At 66.6% G+C, this 17,086-nt stretch carries 15 protein-coding genes and 1 pseudogene; 6 read left to right on the top strand and 10 right to left on the bottom strand.

The window, feature by feature from the left end; translation table 11 throughout:
- The 7 genes from AX702_RS10595 to AX702_RS10565 form a co-directional block, all read right to left on the bottom strand.
- The coding region (locus tag AX702_RS10595) for a strawberry notch-like NTP hydrolase domain-containing protein (RefSeq protein ID WP_231731815.1) at nucleotides 1-2,634 on the bottom strand (2,634 nt) is incomplete at its 3' end.
- A 151-nt stretch (nucleotides 2,635-2,785) separates the two neighbouring features.
- Nucleotides 2,786-3,082 (bottom strand): hypothetical protein, encoded by a 297-nt coding sequence (locus AX702_RS10590; RefSeq protein ID WP_066779203.1) that lies wholly within the window; start codon nucleotides 3,080-3,082, stop codon nucleotides 2,786-2,788.
- A complete protein-coding gene (locus AX702_RS10585; protein ID WP_066779200.1) occupies nucleotides 3,079-3,342 on the bottom strand; it encodes a DUF6117 family protein in 264 nt (87 codons plus the stop codon). The genes AX702_RS10590 and AX702_RS10585 overlap by 4 nt, the downstream gene beginning before the upstream one ends.
- On the bottom strand, nucleotides 3,339-3,755 hold the full coding sequence (locus AX702_RS10580; protein WP_066779198.1) for a hypothetical protein: 417 nt from the start codon (nucleotides 3,753-3,755) through the stop codon (nucleotides 3,339-3,341). Before AX702_RS10580 ends, AX702_RS10585 begins: the two co-directional genes overlap by 4 nt.
- 96 nt (nucleotides 3,756-3,851) lie before the next feature.
- Nucleotides 3,852-4,073, bottom strand: a complete 222-nt coding sequence (locus tag AX702_RS10575) for a hypothetical protein (RefSeq protein ID WP_066779195.1) — start codon at nucleotides 4,071-4,073, stop codon at nucleotides 3,852-3,854.
- Nucleotides 4,074-4,133: 60 nt separating this feature from the next.
- Nucleotides 4,134-6,272, bottom strand: a complete 2,139-nt coding sequence (locus tag AX702_RS10570; protein ID WP_066779192.1) for a ParB/RepB/Spo0J family partition protein — start codon at nucleotides 6,270-6,272, stop codon at nucleotides 4,134-4,136.
- A 170-nt stretch (nucleotides 6,273-6,442) separates the two neighbouring features.
- On the bottom strand, nucleotides 6,443-7,393 hold the full coding sequence (locus tag AX702_RS10565; protein WP_066779189.1) for an ArdC family protein: 951 nt from the start codon (nucleotides 7,391-7,393) through the stop codon (nucleotides 6,443-6,445).
- Between the two features lie 232 nt (nucleotides 7,394-7,625).
- On the opposite strand from AX702_RS10565, the gene AX702_RS10560 reads away from it, so the two are divergent.
- The 5 genes from AX702_RS10560 (at nucleotide 7,626) to AX702_RS10540 (ending at nucleotide 13,469) form a co-directional block, all read left to right on the top strand.
- Nucleotides 7,626-8,219 (top strand): DUF6088 family protein, encoded by a 594-nt coding sequence (locus tag AX702_RS10560; protein ID WP_066779185.1) that lies wholly within the window; start codon nucleotides 7,626-7,628, stop codon nucleotides 8,217-8,219.
- The gene (locus AX702_RS10555; protein ID WP_066779183.1) at nucleotides 8,212-9,228 is read left to right on the top strand and encodes a nucleotidyl transferase AbiEii/AbiGii toxin family protein; all 1,017 of its coding nucleotides are present in this window, start codon (nucleotides 8,212-8,214) and stop codon (nucleotides 9,226-9,228) included. The genes AX702_RS10560 and AX702_RS10555 overlap by 8 nt, the downstream gene beginning before the upstream one ends.
- 511 nt (nucleotides 9,229-9,739) lie before the next feature.
- Complete coding sequence (locus tag AX702_RS10550) at nucleotides 9,740-10,966, top strand: polysaccharide pyruvyl transferase family protein (protein ID WP_066779181.1); 1,227 nt, start codon at nucleotides 9,740-9,742, stop codon at nucleotides 10,964-10,966.
- A complete protein-coding gene (locus AX702_RS10545) occupies nucleotides 10,963-12,216 on the top strand; it encodes a Coenzyme F420 hydrogenase/dehydrogenase, beta subunit C-terminal domain (RefSeq protein ID WP_066779178.1) in 1,254 nt (417 codons plus the stop codon). The genes AX702_RS10550 and AX702_RS10545 overlap by 4 nt, the downstream gene beginning before the upstream one ends.
- Nucleotides 12,213-13,469, top strand: coding sequence for a hypothetical protein (locus tag AX702_RS10540; protein ID WP_156455444.1), 1,257 nt, complete (start codon nucleotides 12,213-12,215; stop codon nucleotides 13,467-13,469). Before AX702_RS10545 ends, AX702_RS10540 begins: the two co-directional genes overlap by 4 nt.
- A gap of 109 nt (nucleotides 13,470-13,578) precedes the next feature.
- Here the strand turns inward: AX702_RS10540 and AX702_RS10535 are convergent, their stop codons facing one another.
- The 3 genes from AX702_RS10535 to gltX are packed head-to-tail and all read right to left on the bottom strand — an operon-like array spanning nucleotide 13,579 to nucleotide 16,505.
- Nucleotides 13,579-13,761, bottom strand: a complete 183-nt coding sequence (locus AX702_RS10535; protein ID WP_231731814.1) for a hypothetical protein — start codon at nucleotides 13,759-13,761, stop codon at nucleotides 13,579-13,581.
- 19 nt (nucleotides 13,762-13,780) lie between these two features.
- Entirely contained in the window at nucleotides 13,781-15,061 is a 1,281-nt protein-coding gene (locus AX702_RS10530) for a citrate synthase (protein WP_066779172.1), read from the bottom strand.
- On the bottom strand, nucleotides 15,054-16,505 hold the full coding sequence (gene gltX / locus AX702_RS10525) for a glutamate--tRNA ligase (protein ID WP_066779165.1): 1,452 nt from the start codon (nucleotides 16,503-16,505) through the stop codon (nucleotides 15,054-15,056). Before gltX ends, AX702_RS10530 begins: the two co-directional genes overlap by 8 nt.
- A gap of 30 nt (nucleotides 16,506-16,535) precedes the next feature.
- On the opposite strand from gltX, the pseudogene AX702_RS10520 reads away from it, so the two are divergent.
- A pseudogene (locus AX702_RS10520) lies at nucleotides 16,536-17,086 on the top strand (ComEC/Rec2 family competence protein); the annotation flags it as partial.

Raw genomic sequence — 17,086 nt, 5'->3', positions numbered from 1 at the left:
ATCCGCGCCTGCGCGCGAACCGCTCGACATAAATCTCGACTGCAAAGAATATGTGTTATCTGGAGATCCAGATAAGACATATTCCCTCGGCGTGATGTCGACGCGAACGTCGTTCCATTCCTCGGTAGGCAGGTCGGCCAGGCGGCGTTCCATCAGCGCCTCGCCGGTCGAGACGATCTGGATGACGGCGGCATGGCCGGCTTGCAGGTCGCCGGCGATCGACCGGATCAGGGTCGGCGTCTTCATGCTGGTGAGCAGATGGCCGAAGAAGCGCTGTTTGGCGCTCTCGAAGGCCGAGCGGGCGGCGGACTTGGCCTGCCGGTTCAGCGTGCCGGACGCGCCGGTGATGTTGGCCGCCTCCATCGCCGCATCCAGATTGTTATGGATGACGGCGAAGGCCCCGGCATAGGCGTCGTAGATGCGGGTCTGCTCGGAGCTCAGCGCGTGCTCGACCAGCTCGTATTCGACGCCGTCGAAGGAGAGCGAACGGGCGGTGTAGAGGCCGAGCGCGCGCAGGTCGCGGGCCAGCACCTCCATCGCCGCGACGCCGCCGGCCTCGATCGCCTCGACGAACTCGGCCCTCGTCGAGAATGGAAAATCCTCGCCGCCCCACAGGCCGAGCCGCTGGGCGTAGGCGAGGTTGTGGACCGTGGTGGCGCCGGTCGCCGAGACATAGACGACGCGGGCGTTCGGTAGCGCGTGCTGGAGGCGCAGGCCGGCGCGGCCCTGCTGCGAGGCGGCGACGTCGCCGCGTTCTCCCTTGCCGCCACCGGCGTTCTGCATCGCGTGCGCCTCGTCGAAAATGAGGACTCCATCGAAGTCGGAGCCCAACCATTCGACGATCTGCCGGACGCGCGAAACCTTCTCGGCCTTGGCGTCGGAGCGTAGCGTGGCATAGGTCGTAAACAGGACGCCTTCCGGCAGCGTGATCGGCCGCCCCTGCGGGAAACGCGACAGCGGCGTGACCAGCAGGCGTTCCATGCCGAGCGCCGACCAGTCGCGCTGCGCGTCCTCGATCAGCTTGTCGGACTTGCTGATCCACACCGCCTTGCGGCGGCCCTGGAGCCAGTTGTCGAGAATGATCGCGGCGGACTGACGCCCTTTGCCGACGCCGGTGCCGTCGCCGATCATGAAGCCGCGCCGGAAGCGGGCGGCGTTCTCCGCATCCTCGCGCGCGGCGGTGACGATGTCGAAGGTGGCGTCCACCGCCCACGACCCGGCGAGATGATCGCCGTGCGCCTCGCCCGCATAGATGACGGTCTCGAGCTGGGCGTCCGACAACAGCTCATGAATGTTGGGTGGGAGGTGCGGCCGATAGCTGGGCCTCGGCGGCGCGACCGACGCCATCGCCGCCGATTGCACCAGCCGGGTCGGATGGGCCTGGGCGCCGGCGATACGGATCGCCTGCAATCCGTATTCCTCGTAGAGGCTCTCGGACAGACGGCCGTCTTTGCCTGCGAGCCCGTCCTGGGTCTCATAGGCGAGCGGGAGCCCCTCCGGTTCGGCCATCGGCGCGGTCGCCGGGACAGCCTTGGCGGCGCGATTGATGTAGCCACGCACGCTGCGCGGCGTGGAAGGCGCGATGGCCGGGACCACGACGGAGGGATCGACGGCGAGCCGGTCCGGCAGATGCGCGTCGAGCCAGTCCAGCAGCGTGGCGACATCCGGCGCGACGCCGGGCGCCGCCGCAAACACGGTGGGATCATCGGCGGGCGCCTTGTCGATGACGGTCAGGCGCGTCTCGATGGTGGTGCCGTGTTTGGCATAGACGGAGCCGTCGATGGCGGCGGAGAAGACGACGCGCCCGCGCGCCTGCAACCGGACGAAGGCGTCCCGCCAGGTCGGATTGTCGGGTGCGAAGCTCGCGCCGGTGATCGCAACGAGCCGGCCGCCCGGGGCCAGGCGCGCCAGGGCGGAGGCGACATGGCGGTAGGCGGCGTCCGCCATGCGGCCCTCGACATGGGCCATAGCTGAGAAGGGCGGATTCATCAGCACGACGCTGGGCGTGACGGCGGCATCGAGATGATCGTCGATCTGCGCCGCGTCGAAACGGGTCACGGAAATGGCGGGGAAGAGAAGCGACAGCAGATTGGCGCGGGTCTCGGCCAGCTCGTTGAGAACGAGCGCGGCGCCCGCGATTTCGGCGAGGATGGCGAGCAGGCCGGTGCCGGCCGACGGCTCGAGCACCCGGTCGGCCGGGGTGACGGCGGCGGCGTGGGCGGCGACCAGGCCGAGCGGGATCGGCGTCGAGAATTGCTGGAAAGTCTGGCTTTCCGCCGAACGCCGCGTATGCGTCGGCAGCAGGCCGCCGATCTTCGTCAGCGCCGAGAGCCGCGCCGCCGGAGTTCCGGCTTTGCGGAAAAGCGCACGTCCGTATTTGCGCAGGAACAGGACGGTCGCGGCCTCGCAGGCGTCATAGGCCGTCTTCCAGTTCCAGGCGCCGCTGGCGTCCGAGGCGCCGAAGGCGGTCTCCATCCCCACACGCAGGGCGGCGGCGTCGACACGCTCGCCGCGTTCGAGATGAGGCAGGAGCTGGCTGGCGGCCGTGAGGACGGCGGCGGCGGGTTCGGGATTGGAGCCGAGAGGAAGCGGCGCGGCGGCGGTCGCCGCCGCGGATGCGGACATCATGGTCATGGTGAAGCCTCGAGGAGAGCAGGAATGGGCGAGCCCGCGCGGCGCTCTCTCTCGACCGCATCGGCTCGAACCCGTCCCGGCGCCCTCTCACTCTCCAGGCCCCCGCGCGAAAAAAGCGCCCGACCGTGAGGTGGGGCGCTTTTCGAGGGGATCAGGTCCAGAGCCCGTCCGCGATCTCGGAGGCGACGTGCCTTCGCGCCTCGCGGATCAGGTCATCGCCGCAGGTATCGACATGGCCGAAGAACCGGGCGCGGGCGCCGTTCGCGGTCCAGTCGGCATAGGCGCAATATTCCCGCGCGCCGGATCGAAAGGCGCGCATGTCGCCGCCCCAATGGGGCTTGGGTTCGATGACGACGGTGATCCCGTCCCTGGTTTCCGGCCAGGGCAGGGATCGCTCGTGCGGTGGAAGCTCGCGATCCGCCGTGAAGATGGCGTCGATCTCGGTCATGGCGCCTCTCCCGTCTCGGACCGCACGAAGCCCTCGGGATCGTCGGGGTCGGGCGGCAGATAGGCGTCGTAGGGGTTGCCGTCGGCGAGATGGCCGAAGGGCGTGAAGACGTAGTCGTCCTCGTCGCGGCCCACGGCGCAGATGACGTAGCGCGGGGTGCTCGTCACCGCGTCGAGGCACTCCATGAGCGCGAGATTGCCGTCGCCCGCCGCACGCAGCAGGGTCTGGAAATTGCTCCGGGCATGGGCGGGGATGCTCATAGCGGACCTCCCTCGCCGGAGAGGGTCTGGTCGAGCCAGCCATCGGTGTAGATCCAGTCCACGGTCTCGCCGGTCGCGAGGTCGAGGACGTGCGCGCCGCCGCCGAACCCGTCGAGGCGGGGCCGCGAGCAGGTGTTGGCATATTGGAAGCCCCATCTGCCGGTGAGGCCGAACTCGGCGGCGCAGCGCTTCACGAACTGGATGAGGCGCTCGGGATCGCCGGTCGCCTCGTCGCGCATCCAGAGCTGGCTGCCGCCATGCTCCGGCTGGATCGAGAGGAGGAAGCCTTCCGACGGCGGTTCCTCCGACGCGCCGTCCGCGGACAGTGTGTTGTAGAGGTCGAGCGCTCGGGCGGCGTTTTCGGGCGTGCCGACGTCGAGCAGGCACGAGAAATGGGTGAAATAGTCGGCCATGACAGGCTCCTGAAACGAGAAAGCCCGCCCCGCGCGGCACTGCCGCGCAGGCGTTCGACCTTGGGGCCGGGCTCGGTTGCGGGAAGATGGAAGGGGTCAGTAGCCGAACCGCCAGGATGGCCAGGGCTGGCCATCATCGGCGGCGGCGACGGCTTCCGGCAGGTAGCCGGCATCGCCTTCGACCGGGGTGGGATCGCGCACGGGCGTCTCGTCGATGACGGTGACGCACACGACGAGACCGTCCTCAACCTCGACGTGAACGGGCACGAGGTACTGGAAGACGACGCGGCGCGTGGCGGATTGATCGGATGTGATCATGGAAGGTCTCCTTGCGACGATGCGGGGAAGCGATCGCCCGCCGCTTCCCCGCCGTGAGGGTCATTCGGCCGCGATCGTCAGGGCGTCCTCGTCCTCGATCTCGTCGGTCTCCTCGTCGCCGTCGTCGCTGAGGAAATCCGGCAAGGCGGCCTCGTCTGCGGCGTCGGCCTCCGCGCCCGGTTCGACAGCCTGCCCATCGTTGGGATCGAACAGGCGCAGCGGTTCGGGCAGCCAGCCAGTGTCGGCCAGCAGGCGCTCGGCCTCCTTGGCCATGTCGCCCTTCTTCAGATGGTCGATGAGTTGGGCGGCCCGTTCGCCAGCGCCCTCCCGGACGGCTTCGAGGATGCGGGGTTTGGTGACGCGGCCGAGATAGTTGCCGACCGTCGGCCGCCAGCCCGCCGCCACCATGTCGAGGCCAGTGGCGCGCGCCAGCCGGTCGGCCTGGGAGAGGCGGAGATCCAGCCCATGCTGGCTGACACCCGATCCATACGGGTTGGGCCGTTCGAACAGCGCATTGACGCCGTAGCTGACGCAATGGGCGAGCAGATCGAGGCGCGTGCCCGGGTCGAGAAGGGTAAGCCAGTCCCACAGCGCCTGGTCGTCGGCCGGGACGTGATCGCCCCAGCGCGCATGCCGCTCGGCAATGTCCTGCGCCGCCGCACTGTCCTTCAGCTCCTCCGATTGGGCGGAGAAGAAGATGTGGCGGACGCTGGCCTCGAGGCAGCCGGTCGGGGCGGTGTGCCGGAAGGTGTCGCTGACCAGCTTGTGCAGCAGCAGGGTCATGGCGATGTCGGGATGCTCAGCGACGGCGTTGCGCAGCGCCAGCGTGCGATGCGCGGTCAGTTCGATCACGAGCCGCTCGGGCAACGGTTTGATGCCGTCCTCCTCGTCGTCTTCCGGCTCTGCGGCCTGGCCGCCGACGGTGACGACGGCGCGTTGAACGGCGGGCGTGGCCGAATGGCGGGTGTCGCCGTCCGTCTCCGTCGTATCGTCACCTTCGGGGTCGACCGGGCGCTCGTCCTCGGGGCGGACATAGCCGCGGTCCACCGACAGCGAGCCGTCGGAGTCGAGGCTCACGAAGACGCCGGCGATGGCGATGTCGGCCGGATCGTAGATGGCCGGTCGCTCCTCGAAGGCGTCGAGCGCCTGCTCGATCTCGCCGAGACGCGCGTCGATCTCGTCGGGCAGCTCGTCGGCTTCGGCATATTCGGCCTCGAGCCGGTCATACTCGTCACGCAGCGCCTCGCGGGTGGCGCGTTCCTCCTCGGTCAGGTCTGCCACCGTCCCGACCAGCTCGCGCAAGCCCTGCTCATGCCCGTAGGGAAAGCTCAGGGCCGCTTCGACCCATTTCCAGCCTTCGCCCGCGATCTCGTCGGCGGTGGCCTTGAGCTTCTCAGCCACTAGGCGGTCGAGCAGTGCCGGGTCTTGCAGCCAGCCGCCGTCGTCGGACTGGAACAGGTCGCGCAGCACGATGCCGCCGGCCGCTTCGTAGGTTTCGACGCCCACGAAGACGGCCCGCCGGTCGGAGGCCCGCACCGTGGTCTCGGTCAGCATCCGGCGGATGTGATAGGGCTCCTTCTGCCAGCCATCCTTGATCGTGTCCCAGACCTGCTGCTGGCGGTCGTGGTCGGGGCTGACGGTGAAGGCCATCAGTTGTTCGAGGGTCATGCCGTCGTCGGCGTAGATCTCCAGCAGCGCGGGCGAGACGGAAGCGAGACGCAGGCGCTGCTTCACGACGGCGACGCCGACAAAGAAGGCGGCGGCGATGGCTTCCTCGGTCATGCCTTTGTCGCGCATTGCCTGGAAGGCGCGGAACTGATCGAGCGGATGCAGCGGCGCGCGCTCGATGTTCTCGACCAGCGAGACCTCGTCGACCAGGATGTCGCTGTTGGCGTCGCCGACGACGCAAGGCACCGGCGCGGTCTTGGCCAGGCGCTTCTGCTTCGCGAGGAGTTCGAGCGCGCGATAGCGACGGCCGCCGGCGGGCACCTCGAACATCCCGGTCTCGGCGCCATCGGCATCGAGGACGGGGCGGACATGCAGGGACTGGATGAGGCCGCGCCGGGCGATCGATTCGGCCAGCTCCTCGATCGACACGCCGGCCTTGACCCGCCGGACATTGAACTGGCTCAGCACCAGCTTGTTGAAGGGGATGTCGCGCGCCGACGACAGGGTGATCTTCTGAATGGCAGTCGCCATGATCGTTACTCCGCGACGGGCGGCCGGGAGACTCTCTCTCGACCTCCAACCCGTCACGAAGCGAAGCGCCGCCCTCTCACTCTCGGAGGGCAGCGCCACGGAAGCGGAAAGGCGTGAAGCCGCGAAGCCGCGTTTGCGCCTTTCCGGTTTTCAGGCCGGTTTCGAGATGGTCATGCCGCCTGCCGTTCGTCGTCGGCCCTGCCGGCATCGACGTCGGGCAGGAAGCCGAGCAGCCAATCGGCCGCCTTGCTCGCCTGGGAGGCCGCACGGACGATGGCGCGGTTGTCCTCGCGCAGCACCTCGAGCCAGGAGCCGAGATAGTCGGCGTGACGCACGGTGGGCGTGATGCCGAGCGAGGCGCAGCAGAAGGCGGCGTTGATCTCGGCGATCAGCTCCTCGAAGGCGTATTTCTTCGAGCCGAAGGAGCCCGAGAAGTCGCGGTTCAGGCGCGAAGGGTGGCCCGTGGCGTGCCCCAGCTCGTGCAGGGCCGTGCGGTGCCAGTTGATCGGCTCGAAATAGGCCTGCGGCGGGGGCACCTGCACATAGTCGGGCGCTGGGGCATAGAAGGCGCGGTCGCCGCCGATGCGGAAGTCGATGCCGGTCGCCCGGATCAGGGCCTCGACCTGCGGCTCGATGAGGCCGGGCGGAGGCGGCGGAGCCACAATGGCGACGTCCTCCGCCAGGCCGTCGCATTGCGCCGCGTTGAACACGGTAAAGCGCTTGAGGAAGGGGATGGCCGCGGCTTCCTCCCCGGTCTCGCGGGCGCGGCGCTTTTCGTCCTCGGGCGTGAAGCGGTCGGCATAGACGACGGTGGTGCCGCGTTCGCCCCTTCGGACATTGCCGCCCAAGGACAGGGCCTGGCGGAAGGTGAGCCAGCTCTGGCCGGGAAAGCCGTGCTGGATCACCGCGCCCCAGAGGATCAGCACGTTGATCCCCGAATATTGCCGTCCAGTCGCGGCGTTCCTCGGCATGGCGAGGGGCGCCTTGACCGAAGCCGCGCCCCAAGGCTGGACCCAGGGGAAGCGGCCTGCCTCCAGCTCGGCGATGATTTTGCTGGTGATGTCATCGTAAAGGCTCGTCCGGTCGGAGCCGGTGCGCGCGCTGCGGTCATTCCTGAGCATCGCGGTTCTCCCGCGACGGGCGCCGGAGACCTGTTCTCCAGCCCTCAACCCGTCACGGAAAACCCGTCCGCACTCTCACTCTACAGGGGGCGTTGCGGGGCTCTCCCCGCTAGACAGGTCGGCCGAGACCCTGGCTCGGCCGCAGGGGAAGCTTTTCCCCTATCGGACATGCCGGCAGGCATTCTTGAAAACTGTCAGAAACTCGTATATGTTTCTAACAGGAGAAAAGACGATGACACGGCTCAGCGAACAGATTCTGACGCATGCGGCGGGCTTGCCCGAGGGCGCGCCGCTGTCCGCCAAGAGCCTGCTGCACCTTGGAACCCGGGCGGCGGTGGATCAGGCCTTGTCGCGCCTGACCGAGCGGGGACAGCTCATCCGCGCCGGGCGCGGTGTCTATCTGCGTCCCATCGCCAGCCGGTTCGGCCCGCGCACGCCTTCGGTCGAGCAGGCTGTCGAGGCCCTGGCGACCCAGAAGGGAGAGGTCATCGTCTCAAGTGGCGCGGCTGCGGCGAATGCTCTCGGCTTGACGACGCAGGTGCCCGTCCGCTCGGTCTATCTGACCTCCGGGCGTAGCCGCAAAATGCACCTCGGCAAACAGGTCGTGGAATTGCGGCATGCCCCGCGCTGGCAATTGGCCCTGGCCAACCGGCCGGCAGGGACGGCCGTGCGGGCGCTGGCCTGGCTAGGCCCGGAAAAGGCGGAAGCCGCGTTGACGACGTTGAAGCGCAAGATGCCGCCCGGTGTGTTTGGCGAACTGGTCGCCGCCGCGCCGCAGCTTCCGACATGGCTCGCCCAGAGCGTCGGCAAGGCGGCTTATGGCTGAGGCGTTTCTCCAGCTTTCGGACGGGGAACGGCGCGATGCGCTTGGCGTCGCCGCCGACCGCTCGGGCCGCCCCGCCCATCTTCTCGAAAAGGACGTGTGGGTGGTGTGGGCGCTATCGACGCTCTACGCCGCGCCGCTCGGCGAGCACCTGGTGTTCAAGGGCGGAACGTCCCTGTCGAAAGCCTATCAGGTCATTCGCCGGTTTTCGGAGGATGTGGACCTGACCTACGACATTCGGGCGATCGCGCCCGATCTGGTCGGGGAAAATGGCGAGGGCCTGCCGACGACGCGGAGCGAGGAAAAGCGCTGGTCCAGCGAGGTCCGCCGGCGCTTGCCAGCATGGGTGGCGGAGACCGTGCAGCCCTTGATCGGGAATGCGCTCGCCGCCGAAGGCCTGGTGGCGGCCGTCCGCGTCGAGCAGGAGAGGCTCTTCATCGACTATGAGGCGACGGCGGCCGGGTCCGGCTATGTCGCGCCCAGCGTCATGCTGGAGTTCGGCGCCCGCTCGACGGGCGAACCAGCCAGTCTGCGGGATGTCGTCTGCGACGCTGCGGGTCTGGTCGAGGGGCTGGTCTTTCCGGCCGCGCGTCCGCGGGTCATGCACGCGGAGCGAACCTTCTGGGAGAAGGCGACCGCCATCCACGTCTTCTGTCTCCAGGAGCGGCTGCGGGGAGACCGCTTCGCGCGGCACTGGCACGATGTCGCCCGGCTCGATGAGGCTGGCTTCGCGGAGGCGGCGTTCGCCGATCGCGAGCTGGCGAACGCTGTCGCACGGCACAAATCGATGTTCTTCGCGGAGAAGGCGGCCGACCGCACGCCCATCGACTACGCCGCGGCCGTCAACGGCGGCTTGCACCTCGTACCGGCCGGCGATGGCGCGAAGGCGCTGGAGGAGGACTATACGCATATGGTCGAGGACGGGTTGCTCCTCGACGACGCCGAGCCCTTCGATGCGCTCATGGCGCGATGTGCGGATATTGCCGCGCGAGCCAATGCTCTGGCGACATAGCTGAGCGCCGCGAACTGAATCTCCTCAGGCGAATGGCAAATCCGGTGGTGAGACGGTATGATGGGGTTCTTGCGAGCACTTTCGCCGCCCGCGACCCTAATTTGGTCCGGCGACCGTCACCGGCGATAGATGGCGAGATTTTCGATTGGCCGTCGAGCCCAAAAAACCCAATATTTTCATAAGCGCTAGCTTGGCGTCGGCGGTGGTGACGGTATAACGGTTTTTGAAAATATTTTTTTGCTTTTCTTTTCAAAGAGTTAGACGATGCGCTCGATAATTGAGTGGGAGTGATGGTGGCGTCTTCGTCAGCAGACTGATCCCGAGCGCCTGTTTTTTGGACGGGCTGACCGGACGTTGTCGGCCACGTCTGTCCGCTGCTCGGCGCGAGATTGGTCGAAAGCGGTTGTAATCCGAACATCTGCGCCGGACTTGCGGCAAACACGTGCACCAGAGCGCGAGATAGCCGCGGCACGAGCCGTTGCCCCGCGCCAGGTGACGGGGGCGCACAGCGATGCATGGCCGGGCGACAGTTGGCGCGAACCAACGTGAGGCGGCGCATGAAGGGCGGCCGATTACGATTGGTCTGCTCTGGCACTCACTGAATTCCGGCAACCTTGGTGTCGGTGCGCTCACCGTGGCCAATCTGACAATCGCGGCGCAGGTGGCGGAGGAGATTGGCCTCTCCCCGCGCTTCGTGATCATGGGTGCGCGGGATGAAGATCAGCCGGTCATTCCTCTGCCGGGGGCGCGCTGTGTGCCGATCGACTGGCGGGCGCTCCGCCCCGGTGGCGCCCTCTGGCGGGCGATGGCGGACGTGGATTGTGTTCTGGATATCGGGGCAGGGGACAGCTTTGCCGATATCTATGGGCCGCGCCGCTTTTCCTTTCTCCTGATCAGCAAGCTGCTCGCCCTCGCCCGCGGCAAGCCGCTGATCTTTTCGCCGCAGACGATCGGCCCTTTCACAAAGCGCGCCTATTTGCGGGCCGCGTCCTTCGTCATGGGGCGCAGCCGTGCCATCTTCGCGCGCGACGAGCTTTCCCGCGACGTTGCCCGTCGGATGGCGCCGGGCACCGACGTGCATCTTGCCGTCGATGTCGCGTTCGAGCTTCCGTTCGAGGACCGGTCGCACTTGCGCGGCGGGCCGCTGCTTCGCATCGGCGTGAACCCCTCCGGTCTGCTGTTCAGCGAAGCAGAGCAGGGCAGCAACCGCTTCGGACTCGGCTATGATTATGCGCGCTTCACCCGCCGCCTGCTCACCGATCTGTGTTCGCGCGATGACGTGGAGGTTCACCTTGTTCCCCATGCCACCAGCAACAGGGACCCTTCGGATGATGACGGTGCCTTGTGCGATCGTCTCGCTGCCGAGTTCCCGGCCGCAATCCGCGTGCCGAACTTCGCCACGCCGTCAGCGGCAAAAAGTCACATCTCAAGCCTTGATCTGCTGATTGGGGCGCGAATGCATGCGTGTATCGCGGCATTTTCATCCGGCTTGCCGGTCGTCCCGGTGGCCTATAGCCGCAAATTCGGTGGGCTGTTCGGGCTGCTTGATTACGATACCATGATCCCGGTGAGCGGGATGAACGAAGACCAGGCGATCGCCCTGGTGCTGCGCTCGCTCACTGACCGACATGCCTTGGCAACGGCCGAAGCGGCGGGAATGGCGCGGGTCCGCAGCCTGCTGCAAGGCTATCGCGACGTTCTGCGCACCACATTTACCGCGGTGGGTGCGCGGACGTGACGACCGTCTCTCCAACCGTCGCGCGTGTTCTGGCGGCCGATCTGTGCACTGGCTGCGGCCTGTGCGCCGGCGTGTCGGCGGGCGCGATTACAATGATTTCCGACCGCGGCTTCGCCCGGCCGCGCCAGCATCGCCCGATCACCCGCGGTGCGGAGGCGCGGATCGCGGGATCCTGTCCCGGCAGGATCGTGTCGCCCTGGCCGCAAACAGCCAAGCGGCATCCGTTCTGGGGATCATGGCGACAAGTGCTGACGGGCGCCGCAAGCGATCCGGAAACTCGTTTCGCCGGAGCGTCGGGCGGCGCGCTTTCGGCGCTGTTGATCCACGCGCTGGATAGCGGCCAGGTCGATCGCGTGCTCCATGTCGAGGCGGATCCGTCGCGGCCCACTGGCAACCGGATCCGGTGGTCTTCCTCGCGGGCAGAGGTGCTTGCGGGGGCTGGTTCTCGCTATGCCTCCTCATCCCCCTTGGTGGCGATCGAGCAGGCGCTGTCCGAGGGGGGACGCTTCGCCTTTGTCGGGAAGCCTTGCGACGTGTCCGCGCTCCGCCAGCTCGGCCGCTATGATACGCGGGTCGCCAGCCATGTGCCGATCATCCTCTCGTTCTTCTGTGGCGGCCTGCCGGGCAGTGCCGGGACGGACGAGATCCTGCGTTTTATGGGCCTTGCGCCGGAGGAGGTCACCGAATTCCGCTATCGAGGACAAGGGTGGCCGGGGCTGACCGTTGCACGCACGGCTGACGGCAGGTCGGGAGAAATGTCCTATGCCGATAGCTGGGGCAGGCACCTCAGCCGACAAGTGCAGTTCCGATGCAAGATCTGCCCCGATGCGGTCGGCGGCGTGGCGGACATCGCCTGTGCGGATGCGTGGTACGGCGATGCGGCCGGATATCCCACGTTCGAGGAGCAGGACGGGCGCAGCCTCATCATCACCCGCACACCAGCAGGGGAAGCATTGCTGCGGTCTGCCGAGGCGGCCGGCGCGATCGAAACGGCGCCGCTCGCGATCGAAGAGGTGGAGCGGATGCAACCGGCCCAGGCGCAGCGCAAACGCATGATCGCTGCCCGTACGGCCGCAGTGCGCGCATCGTTACAGCCGGTGCCGATCATGCGCAGTCTCGATATCGTCGCTGCGGCTCGGCTGGGGCGCTTGTGGGATTCCGGGCATAACTTCCTCGGCACGATGCAGCGGGTGCTGCAACGGCGGACGCGCGGCCGACGTACGGTAGCAGCGGCGGAGCAAAGCGCGTGACCCTCGCTTCCGGCTGGCAATCGAGGCTCATCGCCGCACTGGCCGCCGCTCTTCCCGCCGGCGCTGCAGCACAGGTGGAGGTTGATCGCGGCCGCACGTTTGAGGCGCCTGGGCGGGCATTCACCCTCTCAGTTTCGAACGATCTGCTGTACGACACCAACGTTGCTCGGGGGAATGAAGCCGCTGCCCTGCGGCGGGGGGTTGAAAAAGAGGACATTCGCCTCTCGCCCACGTTGGCGGTCGATTTGGCGCTGCCGAGCGGGCAGGTCCTGTTCACGGCGCGTGCCAGCCTCGGTTACGAGGCATATGTGCGCAACGACCGGTTGAATCGCGAACGCGTGGACGCGGCATTCGGGGCAAAGCTGCCGTTCGCGATTTGCGCACTAAGTCCGGAACTCGGCTATGTTCGGCGGCAAAGCGATCTTGCTGATCTTGCGATCGACCCACTCGCGTCGGTCGAATCGACGGTGAACGTGCAGACCAGGGCGGATGCGGCTGCTGCGCTTACCTGCGGGCCGGACCTTGGAATTCGCCCGACCGGCTTCGTCCGCTACACCACGATCGACAATAGTGCGTCGCGGCGCAGGGCTCAGAATGTGGAGATCACGGGCGCAGGCGCCGGGCTGAGCTACGTCAATCCACGTGTCGGCATCATCACTGCTTATGTCGAGCGGCACGATTTTGAATATGATCAGCGTCCGGCAAATGGCCTGCTTGGCGGCGACCGGTTCCAGCTCACCAGCGCCGGATTTCGCTTCGATCGCCGGCTCGGCGCGCAATTGCAGCTCGTCGGGTCACTCAGCTACGCTGATGCCGCGCTTCCTGCTTCCCTCGGATCGAGCGAGCGGTTCGATGGCCTGACGTGGAACCTGTCGGCGTCGCTGCGTGCCGGTGACCGGCTGATGCTGGCGCTGGCTACCGAACGGGCAATTGAATCGACGCCGGGGTTCTTTGCCAACTTCGTTCGCAAGACCAGCTATGGCGGCGTGGTCACCTATGCCGTGTCACCGCTGCTCCGCGCTACCGCGTCCCTGTCGCGGCGAGCGCGCGATTTCGAGATAACAGCGATCCAGCCGGGCTTAGCAATCAGCAACGACTCGATCGACTCGGCCACGCTGCGTTTCGACTATCTACGTTCGCGTGTCCGGCTGCGCCTCGATGCTTCTTATCAGCGCCGCGATGCGGATCGTGACGCCTATGATTATGATGCAATGCTGCTCACGTTCGGCGTGAGTTACGTCTTCAAGCGTTGAAGCCGCATCTAAGCGTCAAGAAGTCGAAATGAGCAACGACGGTCCAGGCCTGCTTATGCTCAGGCCCTTGGAGCTGCCGTTCTGATATTCAGATATTGCGGATCGGGCCTCAGCGCGCCCGCCGTGCAATAAGAATCATGAGAAGTCCGATCACCGCGACCCCGGCGCCGCGATCAGCCCAAACTCTCTGGTCGAGCATGAAGCTCGATCGCGGCCAGCCGATATAACCCAGCCCTTGGCCGATGAAGAGCAGGCCGATCAGGGCAAGCGCGGCGCCCAGCGCGATCAGCACCGGGCGCCAGCGCCGCACCTCAGCGCTCGTTGAGCGAGACGTAGTCGCGGGCGGTCGGGCCAGTGTAGAGCTGGCGCGGACGGCCGATCTTCTGGTCCGGATCGGTGATCATCTCGTTCCACTGCGCGACCCAGCCGACGGTCCGGGCAAGGGCGAACAGAACGGTGAACATCGACGTCGGGAAGCCGATCGCCGACAGGATCACGCCCGAATAGAAATCGACGTTCGGGAACAGCTTCTTCTCGATGAAGTAGTCGTCCGACAGCGCCAGTTCTTCCAGCCGCAGCGCGGTTTCGAACAGCGGATCGTTCACCTTCAGCGCGTCGAACACTTCGCGCACCGTCTTCTGCATCACCGTCGCGCGCGGATCGTAATTTTTGTACACGCGGTGGCCGAAGCCCATCAGACGGAACGGATCGTTCTTGTCCTTCGCCCGGTTGATGAACTCGGGGATGCGATCGGGGGTGCCGATTTCCTGCAGCATGTTGAGCGCAGCTTCGTTCGCGCCGCCATGCGCCGGGCCCCACAGGCAGGCGATGCCCGCCGCGATGCACGCGAACGGGTTCGCGCCCGACGAACCGGCGAGGCGCACGGTAGAGGTCGAGGCGTTCTGCTCGTGATCGGCGTGGAGGATGAAGATCCGGTCCATCGCCTTCTCGACCGCCGGGTTCACCTCATAGGGCTCGGCCGGCACGCCGAAGGTCATCTTCAGGAAATTGCCGGTGTAACTCAGCGAGTTGTCCGGATACTGGAAAGGCTGACCGACGCTATACTTATAGGCCATCGCCGCGATCGTCGGCATCTTGGCGATCAGCCGGTGCGACGCGATCATGCGCTGCGTGGGATCGTGGATGTCGGTCGAGTCGTGGTAAAATGCGGAAAGCGCGCCGACGACACCGCACAGGATCGCCATCGGATGGGCATCGCGACGGAAACCACGGAAGAAGGTCGCGAGCTGCTCGTGGACCATCGTGTGGCGGGTAATCGTGTTCTCGAACTTGTTCAGCTCGTCGCCCTTGGGCAGCTCGCCGTTCAGCAGGAGATAGGCCACCTCCATGAAGCTCGACTTCTCGGCGAGATCGCCGATCGCATAGCCGCGGTGAAGGAGGACACCTTCGTCACCGTCGATATAGGTCAGCTTCGACTGGCAGGAGGCCGTCGAGGTGAAGCCCGGATCGTAGGTGAACGCGCCGGTCTGGCCGTAGAGCTTGCGGATGTCGATCACATCCGGGCCCACGCTGCCCGACAGCACCGGATAGCCGAAGTCCTTATCCGTGAGGGACAGCTTGGCGTCAGTCATTGTTTTGGTCCTTCCCCTGGGCGGCCGTTTGATCAGCGGCATGATCGGCGATGCGGGCGAGACTTTCGTCCCGGCCAAGCAGAGCGAGCACGTCGAAGATTCCGGGCGAGGTCCGGCGGCCGGTGAGTGCGGCACGGAGCGGCTGGGCGACCTGGCCGAGCTTCAAGCCCTGCGCTTCGGCAACCTGCCGCACCGCTTCTTCAAGCGCCTCCGTATCCCACTTGGCCACCGCGTCAAGCGCGGCATGAACCTTTGCCAAGGTCACGCGCGCGTCGCCGGCAAGCAGCGGCTCCGCATCGGCGGCGATGTCGAGCGGGCGAGTGACGAGAAGGAAGCGAGCGCCGTCCGCCAGTTCGTTGAGGTTTGCGGCTCGCGGCTTGAGCGCCGGCATGGCGGCGACCATCACCGATCGACGATCATCGTCCTGCGAAAGTCCGAGGTGGCCGCACACCAGCGCTGCCAGCCGTTCGTCGTCAGCACTGCGGATGTAATGGCCATTCAGGTTTTCGAGCTTTTTCAGGTCGAACCGCGAGGGTGACTTGCCCACGCTGCCCAGATCGAACCACTCGATCGCCTGGTCGCGGCTGATGATCTCATTGTCGCCATGGCCCCAGCCAAGACGCAGGAGATAATTGTCCAGCGCCTCGGGAAGGATGCCCAGCTCGTCGCGATAAGCCTCGATCCCCACCGCACCGTGCCGCTTCGACAGCTTCGCGCCGTCGCTGCCATGGATCAGCGGGATGTGGGCATAGACCGGCTCCGGCCATCCCATCGCCTTGATGATGGGGAGCTGCCGGAAGGCATTGTTGAGATGGTCATCGCCGCGGATGATGTGGGTAACGCCCATGTCATGATCGTCGACAACCACCGCCAGCATGTACGTCGGTGTGCCGTCGGAACGCAGCAGGACAAGGTCGTCCAGCTCGGCATTCTGCACCGTTACGCTGCCCTGCACACGATCCTCGATCGTCGTCGCACCTTCGGTCGGTGCCTTGAGGCGGACGACGTAAGAAGCGTCGGCGTCGTTGTTCTCGCGATCACGCCACGGCGAGCGGATGCGCAGCGGCTGCTTCTTCGCCTGCGCTTCGGCGCGCATCGCGTCGATTTCCTCCGGCGTCATGTAGCAGCGGTACGCGGCGCCGGCGGCGATCATCGCCTCTGCTACTTCCGCGTGACGAGCGGCGCGGGTGGATTGATACACCTCCTCGCCATCCCAATCGAGGCCAAGCCAACGCATGCCGGAAAGGATCGCCTCGATTGCCGGCTGGGTCGATCGTGCGCGGTCGGTATCCTCGATACGCAGCAGAAAGCGGCCGCCATGATGGCGCGCGTAAAGCAGGTTGAACAGCGCAGTACGCGCGCCGCCCAGATGAAGAAAGCCCGTCGGCGACGGGGCAAAACGGGTTACGACAGCAGGCGTGCCGGTATCTGTGGTTGCGCTCAAGCGCGCTAGCTCCCAGGCTGGAAAACGATCATGGCGACAACTGCCGCGCAGCCCCCTAGCACGCACCTTTCGGCGCTTCAAACGGCGCTCGCATGGCTGGAGAAGCGCCTGGAGGCGGAGCGTGACCAGCTGCCGCTCTGGTTGCCCGTCATGCTCGGGGCCGGGGTCGCCGCCTGGTTCATCCTTCTCGACAGCCGCCTGTGGCGGGTGGCGCTGCTCGCCGGCCTTTCGGTGGCGCTGCTGGCGCTGGCGGTGGGGCGTGGCGGAAGAGGCGGGCGCGCCATCGCTACGGCATCCATCGCCTTCTCGATCGGCGTCGCCTTGATCTGGACAAAGGCGGATCGCGCCGCCGCTCCCGTGCTCCAGCGACCGGCCATCGCCCGCCTCACCGCTCGGGTGGAAAAGATCGATCAACTGCCGGCCCGCGGGCTGGTGCGGCTGCGATTGACGGACCTGCAATGGATCGACGCCGCTCCGCTCCATGCGCCGACACGCATTCGGGTGAACGTGGCGGATCGGGATGCGCCGGCGAACCTGGCGCCCAACGCGGTCGTGGCGTTGCGCGCGCGCCTGATGCCGCC

This window comes from Sphingomonas sp. CCH5-D11 (genome assembly GCF_001557395.1).
Lineage (GTDB): Bacteria > Pseudomonadota > Alphaproteobacteria > Sphingomonadales > Sphingomonadaceae > Sphingomonas.
Note: the sequence above shows the minus strand (reverse complement) of the source record. Positions and strands in the feature narration are given on the sequence as shown.